8 protein-coding genes are annotated in these 9239 nt (G+C 60.7%); 3 read left to right on the top strand and 5 right to left on the bottom strand.

Features of this window, described 5'->3' with window-relative positions:
* The 3 genes from NWQ23_RS09980 to mnmH all read left to right on the top strand — a co-directional run.
* Nucleotides 1-606 (top strand): ACT domain-containing protein (locus NWQ23_RS09980; protein WP_306166153.1); only part of this gene is annotated, 606 nt, incomplete at its 5' end.
* Between the two features lie 12 nt (nucleotides 607-618).
* Nucleotides 619-1407: a metallophosphoesterase gene (locus NWQ23_RS09975; protein WP_306166152.1), complete on the top strand. Its 789-nt coding sequence runs from the start codon at nucleotides 619-621 to the stop codon at nucleotides 1405-1407.
* A 61-nt stretch (nucleotides 1408-1468) separates the two neighbouring features.
* Nucleotides 1469-2521: a tRNA 2-selenouridine(34) synthase MnmH gene (mnmH, locus tag NWQ23_RS09970; RefSeq protein WP_306166151.1), complete on the top strand. Its 1053-nt coding sequence runs from the start codon at nucleotides 1469-1471 to the stop codon at nucleotides 2519-2521.
* On the opposite strand, the gene selD is transcribed toward mnmH, so the two are convergent.
* From selD to NWQ23_RS09945, 5 genes are read right to left on the bottom strand one after another with little or no spacing between them, the layout of a single operon-like run.
* Nucleotides 2508-4604 (bottom strand): selenide, water dikinase SelD, encoded by a 2097-nt coding sequence (selD, locus tag NWQ23_RS09965; protein ID WP_306166150.1) that lies wholly within the window; start codon nucleotides 4602-4604, stop codon nucleotides 2508-2510. The genes mnmH and selD overlap by 14 nt on opposite strands.
* Before the next feature lie 24 nt (nucleotides 4605-4628).
* A complete protein-coding gene (locus NWQ23_RS09960; protein ID WP_306166149.1) occupies nucleotides 4629-5186 on the bottom strand; it encodes a pyridoxamine 5'-phosphate oxidase family protein in 558 nt (185 codons plus the stop codon).
* On the bottom strand, nucleotides 5179-6207 hold the full coding sequence (locus tag NWQ23_RS09955; RefSeq protein WP_306166148.1) for a lipocalin-like domain-containing protein: 1029 nt from the start codon (nucleotides 6205-6207) through the stop codon (nucleotides 5179-5181). Before NWQ23_RS09955 ends, NWQ23_RS09960 begins: the two co-directional genes overlap by 8 nt.
* Nucleotides 6197-8581 (bottom strand): FtsX-like permease family protein, encoded by a 2385-nt coding sequence (locus NWQ23_RS09950; RefSeq protein WP_306166147.1) that lies wholly within the window; start codon nucleotides 8579-8581, stop codon nucleotides 6197-6199. The genes NWQ23_RS09955 and NWQ23_RS09950 overlap by 11 nt, the downstream gene beginning before the upstream one ends.
* On the bottom strand, nucleotides 8578-9234 hold the full coding sequence (locus tag NWQ23_RS09945; protein WP_306166146.1) for an ABC transporter ATP-binding protein: 657 nt from the start codon (nucleotides 9232-9234) through the stop codon (nucleotides 8578-8580). Before NWQ23_RS09945 ends, NWQ23_RS09950 begins: the two co-directional genes overlap by 4 nt.
* Between the last annotated feature and the right edge of the window lie 5 nt (nucleotides 9235-9239).

Raw genomic sequence — 9239 nt, 5'->3', positions numbered from 1 at the left:
TGGATCAAGCTGACCGGCCATCTGGGCAACTTTATCGGCCAGATGACGGACGAGCCGATCAAGGCGATCAACATCCTGTTCGACGGCGAAGCCAGCGAGATGAACCTCAAGGCACTGACGGCAGCCACAATCGCAGGCATCATGACCAAGGCGAACCCTGACACCAATATGGTCAGCGCGCCGGTGATCGCCAAGGAACGCGGAATCCAGATCTCCACCACCAAGCAGGACCAGTCCGGTGCTTTCGAGGGTTATGTGAAAGTCACCGTTGTGACCGACAAGCGCGAGCGTTCGGTGGCAGGCACGGTCTTTAGTGATGGCAAGCCGCGCTTTATCCAGATCAAAGGGATCAATGTCGATGCCGAAATCGGCGCGCATATGCTCTATACCACGAACCAAGACGTGCCCGGCATCATCGGTAAACTGGGGACCATTCTGGGACAGAATGACGTGAACATCGCGAACTTTACCCTTGGCCGCTCCGAAGCCAAAGGCGAGGCGATTGCGCTGTTGTACGTCGACGAACCGGTCCCAGCAAAAGCGATTGAAGCCCTGCAGTCCAGCGGCGTGTTCCAGCAGGTCAAACCGCTGGCCTTTGCGGTCTGATCGGCGCGGCTCATGACACCCGTCTACGCCATCGGCGACATTCACGGCCAAAAAGAGATGCTGGATCGCGCGCTTGCGCTGATTGCAGCGGACGGCGGCCCTGATGCGCAGATCGTGTTCTTGGGCGACTACACAGATCGCGGCCCCGACAGTCGGGCCGTGATCGACACGCTGATTGCGGGGCGGGATGCAGGGCGCAATTGGACCTTTATCAAAGGCAATCATGATCGGCTGTTCACCCGTTTTGTCCGCAACGGCACAGAGCATGACGCGCGGGTGAAATCCGGCATCAGTTGGCTCAACCCGCGTCTTGGGGGTGCTGCGACCCTGTCCTCTTACGGAGTAGCCGGTGCCATGCATTTCGCACCCGAACGGATCAATGGGCGGGAATGTCTGGCACAGTTTGACGGACCAGACGGGCCAGTCGACAAGAACGCGCTGCAAGGTTTGGCGCAGGAAGCCGTCCCCAAAGGGCATCTGGATTTTCTCGATGCGCTGCCACTCTGGCATGAAACGGACGCGCTTTTGTTTGTGCACGCAGGCCTGCGTCCGGGTTTGGCGGTTGACCAACAAGACCCCGAAGACCTGATCTGGATCAGGGAGGGTTTCTTGGACAACGGCCACGACTTTGGAAAACTGGTCGTGCACGGGCATACAGCACTCGATTACCCGCAACACTTTGGCAATCGGGTCGATCTGGACGGCGGGGCCGGATATTTTCGCCCGCTGGTGCCGGCTGTCTTTGAAGGGCGCCAGTGCTGGGTCTTGACCGGCAGGGGGCGGGTGCCGCTGACCCCGTGACCATGCCACGCAAACCATGATCCCCCTTTTGCCCGCTGATCAACTGGCGTAGAGGGCAAGGATGGCCCAGAACTTCACCAGCCTTCACGCCATCCTTAACCACGGTTTTGATACCGTGATCGACGTCCGCTCGCCTGCGGAGTTCGCAGAGGACCACATTCCGGGGGCCATCAACCTTCCCGCGTTGGACAATGCGCAACGGGCCGAAATCGGAACGATTTACAAGCAGGTCAGCGCCTTTGACGCGCGCAAGAAAGGCGCTGGCATGGTGGTGCGCAATGTGGCGGACCATGTTGACGGTCCCCTGCGCGACAAGGATGGAAGCTGGCGGCCCTTGGTCTATTGCTGGCGTGGCGGGCAACGCTCTGGCGTGTTTACAACGCTACTGTCCGAAATCGGCTGGCGCGCCGAAAAGGTACAGGGCGGCTATACCTCCTTTCGGCGTCTGGTGAAGACTGCACTTTATGATGATCCTTTGCCCCACCGCTTTGTCCTGCTGGATGGCTACACCGGGACTGCAAAGACCGAGATTCTACCCCGTCTGGCCGCCCGTGGCGTACAAGTGATCGACCTTGAAGGGCTCGCGCAGCATCGTGGGTCATTGCTGGGAGAAATGCCCGGCGGCCAACCTGCGCAAAAGGCGTTCGAGACGGCATTGGCTGCGGTCTTGCACGGGCTTGACCCCTCTCGTCCCGTGATCGTGGAAGCTGAAAGCAGCAAGATCGGGCGGATTATCCTGCCCTCCGGGGTTTGGGCAAATATGCTGGCTGCGCCGCGCATCATGCTACAGGCGCCGCTGCAAGCCCGCGCCCGGTATCTGGCCCGAGCATACCGCGATGTGATCATCGACCCTGCTGTTGTTGCGGCCAAACTGGACCCATTGCGCAGGGTCCGAGGCCATGCTGTGGTCGATCGCTGGATTGACCTGTCGCGCCAAGGTGCTTTGGTAGATCTGTCGCATGCGCTGATGGTCGATCACTATGACCCGTCCTATTCCAAATCACGGCGCATTGATGCGCGTGACGTCTTGGCGGACATCAGCGTTCAGACGCTGGATGATAGCGGGCAAGAGTATGCAGCTGATGCAATCGCGGCCGCGCTTAGTCGGTTGTGATCGCAAGCTCTTGGGTGATTTCGCCGATGATGGCTGCCTGATAGCCAGCCTTTTGTAGCGCTTTCAACACCCCTGCCGCCGACCGAGATGCGACAGCAGCCAAAAGACCGCCTGCGGTCTGCGGATCAAACAGCAGATCAAAAGATGCCCCTTTGATCGGACCGGCACCCAGCCGGTTATCTTCATATAGTGTGGACCGAATGCCCTTTTCAGACAGCCGCGCTGCCCCTTGCATCACAGGGATATCGGCAAGCCGCAAGGCCGCCCCGACACCCGACGCATCACAGATCCCGCGCAAATGTCCCGCCAACCCAAAGCCTGTGACATCGGTCATCGCATGGGCTTCGCCAAGAATTTGCGACGCTTTCGCCTGATCCTGCACCATCAACTCCAGACAGGCGATCACATCGGCCCCTTTGGCCTTTCCCGCCATTTCCGCGGCCATGATCGTGCCACTGCCGATGGGTTTGGTCAGGATGATCTTGTCACCCGGCTTGGCCCCCGCCAGCGTGATGGGAGATTTCGTCAGGCCAGTGACGGTGAACCCGATGGTCAGTTCAGCCCCCAAGGACGAATGGCCACCGATGATTTTGCCGCCCGCTTGCGCAAAGACCGCCGCCGCCGTTGTCATGATTTCAGACATTGTGCGCTCTTGCAGTGCCGCCGACATGCGCGGAAGGATCAGGCTGGCGGTTGCAGCCTGCGGGGCGGCCCCCATCGCCCAGATATCGCCCAGCGCGTGGATCGCGGCAATGCGGGTCATAAACACGGGATCAAGCGTCAAGGCGCGCAAATGGTCGGTGCTCATCACCTGACCGGGCTGCACGGTGGCTGCATCATCGCCGAATTGATCAACCAGCACATGCTGCAATGCCGCGCGGCCCACCTTGGCTCCGCAACCGCCGCACATCGGCTTGTCACCCAGTGCCTCTTTGAGGCCAAGGGCAGTGGTGCGGGGCAGTTTCGGGGGCTCCATGACGGGCAGGCTGTCGAACTGGGTCATGAACTTGCGGTCGATATAGTCTTTGAGCTTCCACAAGAGCGGGCCTTGCCGCGCGGTGCCGAATTTCTCTGCCAAGGCGGATTTGCCGCCCAAGGACACCAGTTTAAGATAATCGCGCTGCGGCTTATAAGGGCGGAGTGCGCCGCCCGACAGGACCGCCCGCAGATTGTCAAACAGCACAGGGGCCTCGCGTACGGCATAGACACCGGCCTTGGGCCGTGGATCATGGCTCAGGTGCGCGCAGTCACCCACCGCAAAGACATCCGACGTGCTGGATTGCAGGTTTGCATCCACGGTGATGAAACCTTCATGCAAGGCAAGCCCGGTTTCGGCGATCCAGTCGTGCGGCTTGGCCCCTGCGGCACCGGTCGTGAAATCGCTGCGGATGGTGCGACCGTCGCGCAAAACCACACCTTGGGCGAAAATCTCGGTGACTTCGGCGTTTTCGACGATCTCGACCTCGGCAGATGTCAAAGCGGCCAACATCATCTGGCGGGCCTTGTAACCCAAAGCCATCAACACGCGGCTGCGGTCGATCAGTTTCACGGTCGGCTTTTTGAAGCGCAAGGCATGGGCCATGGCCATCGCCAGTTCAGCCCCCGCCACACCTCCGCCGATGATCGCTATCTGTGGCTCTTCCGCACTGTTCCGGAATGCATCCCAGCGAGAGGCGAAGGCCCCCAAAGGCTTGGCCGGGACCCCATGCGCGGTAAAGCCGGGAAGCTGCGGCATCGCCGAAGTGATCCCCACGTCTACCGCTGCCACATCATAAGCGATGGGTGGTCTACCTGCGACTGTGATCGTCTTTGCCGCGATATCAATGCCTGTCGCATAACCATTGATCATGCGCGCCCCTGCAAAACGGGCCAGTTTCACCAGATCAATGTCCAGCTCGTCGCGCGTATAATGCCCGGCGACAAACCCCGGCAGCATGCCCGAATAGGGCGCCGTTGGTCCGGGATTGATTACGGTCACCCGCACGCCCGGCAGCGGGTTCATCCCCCAACTCCGCAGGACCAGCGCATGGGTATGACCGCCCCCGATAAGGACAAGATCACGGGTGAGAGGCAAACTGTTCATAGATGCCTTGTAGCGGGCGTCAGCCTAAGGGGAAAGCCACTGCCCGTGCCAATGACCCAGACGTGAGAAACGGATACGCCGATGGTCTGTCCCGAGGTGGACCGCGTCAATATGGGTCACGCGACACTCAAGAATGGCGAATGTCTCTGGATCAGGGTCTTTTTTGTAGGCAAGTGCTGCGTCAATCGGTGTGCCCGGCGGTGGCGTGACGCCATAGGACTGTTGCGCGTGATCGGGGATTTTGTCCCACAGGGCGCGGGTTTGCGGACCTGACAGAATCGCGACCTCGGCCTGCAACCTGATTTGCAGGTCTTGCTTGGCGTCCCAGATATGCAATGCCGCGCGCGGGGTCGCGCGCAGGCTTTCGATCTTGTCGGAAAAGAGATCTGTGTGGACTGTCACCTGTGCGCTGTCAGGGTCAGCACTGCGCAAGACAACTGTGCGCGCTTCGGGCCATCCGTCGGGTGATACAGTGGCAAAGGTCGGTCTGCGTGCGGGGTGCTTGGCGTCGGCGACACCACGACCCAGCGTGCTCCAGACCTTGGTCCATATGCCTTGGGATGTTTCGAACCAGTTATTCATAGCCTGTCATCTCCAGATACCCGATGCCCGCATGGCTGCCCGTCACGGTCACGGGCCCTTCCCAATAGGGTACGCTTGTCGTCATCCATGCGTTATCGTTGATCGCGGCGACGGTCACATCAAGGCCACGCGCGGGCAATTCAACCCGCCAGCGCACAGGAACATCATCTGCATTTGTCGCCAAGGGCGTCGCGGTCAAAGCCCCGTCTGCGTAGGCCGTGGTGGTACCGTCAGGCATGATCCAAGTGGCCGAGGTGAAGTTTTCCCCATCGGTCTGCTGCAAACGAAACCCCATCAGTTTGGCCCCGTCATCAAAGGACAATGAGAACCAGTCCCAGCCCGTTTGATTATCCGCCAGAGGTTGCGACGACCATTCCCGGTCAAGCCATGCGTTTCCGGTGACGGCAATATCCCCTTCGGGTAGTTGCAGCGTGCCTGTGATGGCGAAGAACGGTTGGGAATAGTAATAAGACGCTTGCCCGGCCGCAGATTTGACCGAATACCCCCCTTCTCCATGAAACACGAGCGGCCCTTTGGCGGTCAAAGCCATGTCATAGGCGAAATCGGGGGCGCTGGCGGTCATCTGCATGGTTTGCCAGTCGCCTTGCAGCACCCAGTCGTCGATCCAGGCCTCAAAGGGTTCAGCGGTCACGCCAGCCTGACCGATCCCACCCCGTGCCAGCCGTTCGCTGACATAGTGGTTGTCCGGCGTTGTCACTGCCGCGTGGCCCATCCAAAGCTGTGGCGCGCTCCAGCCTGCGCCTGTCTCTGGTGCAAGGGCCGACCGGAACAAGGTCCATTGTAGCCCGTAAGGCGTGCCATCTGCGGCCGTCAGGTTGGCTGTGAGATACCACCATTCGATCCGGTATTCAGGATGCGCACCATGATCTGAAGGGAAATGAAAGGTTGGATTTGGCTGCGGGACCGAAAACCCGTCAACCTCGGTGCCAAGGCCAGCAAAGCCTTGGGCGGTTGCAACACACGGCATCCAGCAAAGAAGCAGCAAGGCTTTAACGTTCATTGGAAAACACCTTCAGCAAATCAGCAGGCGGTGTGCGCGCAAGCCGCAGCGCGGGCCACAATGCGGCCAAAGCCGCAGCTAGCAAAGCGAACACCCCAAGCCGGGCATAGTCTGCGGGGAAAAGATACATCGGCAATTGCCACCCGAATGCGGCCACATTGACCACTGCAAGCAAGGCCCATGCCAGCGCCAGCCCCAAGGGCAAAGCCACAAGCGCCGTCAGCAAGGCCAGCATCACGGCGCGCAGCAGTTCCAGCCAGCCAATCTGGCGGCGTGTCATCCCCATCGCCCAAGCGGGCGCCAATTGCGGGACGCGCATGCTGGCAAGGGTCAGCAGACTCATGAGGATCGCAAAGCCTGCCACAGCCAGCGTCAGGATGTTCAGGGCGGTTGTGACTGTAAAGGTCCGCTCGAAGATCGCGAGCGAGATCGATTTGATCCCTGCCTGATTGATTGTCTGTGTCGCGGGAATACCTGTCGCGGCTTCAAGCCCTGCAACGAAATCGGGCACGTCTTCTGGCGGCATGCGCAGCCCGTAATTTCGCGGCGCAACGTCGGGGTAGAGCATGCCAAAGATTGCCTCACCCAGCACCGCCTGTCCGATGGGGTTGCCATAGTCACCATAGACGCCCGCGATCTGAAAGTCCCTGTCCTGCAGGGTCATCGTATCGCCCACATCCAGCCCCGCGCGGCGCGAAAGCTGTTCGTTGATCAAAACGGTCCGGCCCGCAAAGGTCGTGCCCCAGGCATCATCTGTACTTTGCAGAAACACCCAGAAATCGCGGTAGGTGGCGTGGTCGCGCGCGCCGAAAACTTCGGTGGGTTGGCCTGCCACAGTGGTCTGTGTGCTTTGGATGGGCAGGATCGCATCGACCCGATCCTTGGCAAACCCGATCAGCCCAGCTGCCTGTGCCGCATCATCGGTGCGCACGTAAAGCTCTGAGGCGAGGCGTTGATCGAGAAAGTCCGTAAATGTCAGCCGGAAGCTTGAGACCATCGTCGACACGCCCACATTTGCAGCCATCGCCAACAAGAGCGCCATCAGTGCCAAGGACAGACCGGGAAGTTGCTGGCGCGTATCCGCCCAGAACCATTGGGCTGTCACCGATTTGGCAGCCTTGCTCATCAGGTTAAGGCATGCGTCGAGCAAGAGCGGCAGCGCCAGTGCGGCACCGATCAGCAAGCCCGCGAGCAACCCAAAACCACCGATCAGCCCTTCGGCGGTGACCATAAGGATCGCCGAGAGGACAAGCAGAACGAGCGCAGCATACCCCTGCAGTCTGGCCCGTCGTCCTGCGGCCATGGCCAGTGCACGGGGCTGCGCTGCGGCCAACAGCGGCATCCGGGCCAGTTGAGAAAGCGCGCCACTCGCGGCCAATGCGGTCCCACCCAGCGCGATGGCCAAGCCCGACAGCCACCAAGACGGACGCAATTGCAATGTGCCAGACACATCCGCCCCGTAAAGGCCCCGCAATGTTGCCGCGACATCCGGCAGCAAAAGGGCCGCAATCACATAGCCCAAAGCCACCCCGATGATCCCGGCGATCAGTGCAAAGATCATCAGCTCTGCCCCCATCAAAAGGATCAAGCGGCGCAAGGGCAGCCCCAAGGCACGCATCGTCCGCACGACAGGGCGGCGCTGTTCGAAGGCCAGACCGATGGCACCGTTGACGATAAAGATGCCGACCGCAAAAGACAGCAACCCAAAAGCAGTCAGGTTCAGGTGAAAACTGTCTGTCAGCCGCCCGATATCACTGCCGCCCTGTGCTGGCTGGCGCGTCAGGTCGGCGGCAATCTCGGCAAGCGGGACGCGGGTTCTGGGTTGTGCTGGCAAGACGATCAGGCTGTCAATCAGATCGGCTTTACCCAAGAGGCGTTGCGCGACTCCGATATCCGTGACAGCCGTGCCCGGCGCGATATCGGGGCTGATGATCACATCAAGATCCGGCAGACGCGCTGCGGTTTCAGCATTGGCAAACAACTGGCCTTCGCCCGTCAGGAAACTGCCGAAATCAGCACCCTCTTGCGGAGCGACGGGACCGATCCCGCCCGGTGCAGTCAGCGGTTCAATACCGACGATCCGCACGCCCTCCAAACGACCCTGCACCACAGGGCTGACCAGCCATCCCGCCCTGCGCAACGCAACATAGGTCGCTTGAGCCATCGGCTGCCCGTCAGGACGCACGAGCCGCTCATACTGCGCCTCGCCCAAGGTGGCGGCGGCTGCGTCATAGCTTGCCCGGGCCTCTGCATTCACGGCCTGCACACCAGACCAAAGCGCCGTGGCCAGCGCCAGACCCGCCAGCAGCGTGAACAATTGCAGCGGATTGCGCCACCAATGCGACAGAAGTGCCAAGAGAGTCGCCTGCGTCATGCCACCTGACCTGCCCGCAGATGCAGCCTGCGCGACAACCGCGCCGCCAACGCCTCGGAGTGGGTGACCATCAAGAGCCCCGCACCGGTTTCGGCCACCAGTTGCAGCATCAGGTCCATCACGACGCCTGCAGTGGCTTCATCAAGATTGCCTGTGGGTTCATCGGCCAGCACAAGCTTTGGCTTTGCCGCCAATGTGCGGGCAATGGCGACCCGCTGTTGCTGGCCGCCTGATAACTGCTCTGGGTATTTGTTCAGATGCGGGGTCAGGCCCATCTTTTCGGCCAAAGTCGCAGCCCAGGCCGGATCATGCTTTCCGGCGAGCCGCGCCTGAAAGGCGATGTTGTCGCCAACCTTCAGGCTGGGGATCAGGTTGAATTGCTGGAAGACGACACCGACCGTCCCGCGGCGCAAGGCAGCCCGCCCTGTATCGTCCAGTGCTGCGATGTCCTGACCTTGCAGCACGATCTGCCCTGCATCCGGCGTATCAAGGCCACCGATCAGATGCAGCAGCGTGCTTTTGCCGCTCCCGGATTCCCCAGTCAGCGCGAGGGTTTCCCCAGCAGCCAGACAGAGGTCGATCCCGCGCAAAACAGCAAACGGGCCATCGGCGGTCTGATAGGTTTTTTGAATATCGGTGACGGTCAGTAGCATCGGTC

This window comes from Yoonia sp. (assembly GCF_030731595.1).
Taxonomy (GTDB): Bacteria; Pseudomonadota; Alphaproteobacteria; order Rhodobacterales; family Rhodobacteraceae; genus Yoonia.
This window is presented reverse-complemented; position numbering and strand designations above follow the sequence as displayed.

Excerpts from the sequence above, each read along its gene's own strand:
- mnmH (WP_306166151.1), top strand. The coding sequence starts at position 1,469 with ATGGCCCAGAACTTCACCAGCCTTCACGCCATCCTTAACCACGGTTTT.
- NWQ23_RS09955 (WP_306166148.1), bottom strand. The coding sequence starts at position 6,207 with ATGAACGTTAAAGCCTTGCTGCTTCTTTGCTGGATGCCGTGTGTTGCA.
- NWQ23_RS09975 (WP_306166152.1), top strand. The coding sequence starts at position 619 with ATGACACCCGTCTACGCCATCGGCGACATTCACGGCCAAAAAGAGATG.
- selD (WP_306166150.1), bottom strand. The coding sequence starts at position 4,604 with ATGAACAGTTTGCCTCTCACCCGTGATCTTGTCCTTATCGGGGGCGGT.
- NWQ23_RS09960 (WP_306166149.1), bottom strand. The coding sequence starts at position 5,186 with ATGAATAACTGGTTCGAAACATCCCAAGGCATATGGACCAAGGTCTGG.
- NWQ23_RS09945 (WP_306166146.1), bottom strand. The coding sequence starts at position 9,234 with ATGCTACTGACCGTCACCGATATTCAAAAAACCTATCAGACCGCCGAT.
- NWQ23_RS09950 (WP_306166147.1), bottom strand. The coding sequence starts at position 8,581 with ATGACGCAGGCGACTCTCTTGGCACTTCTGTCGCATTGGTGGCGCAAT.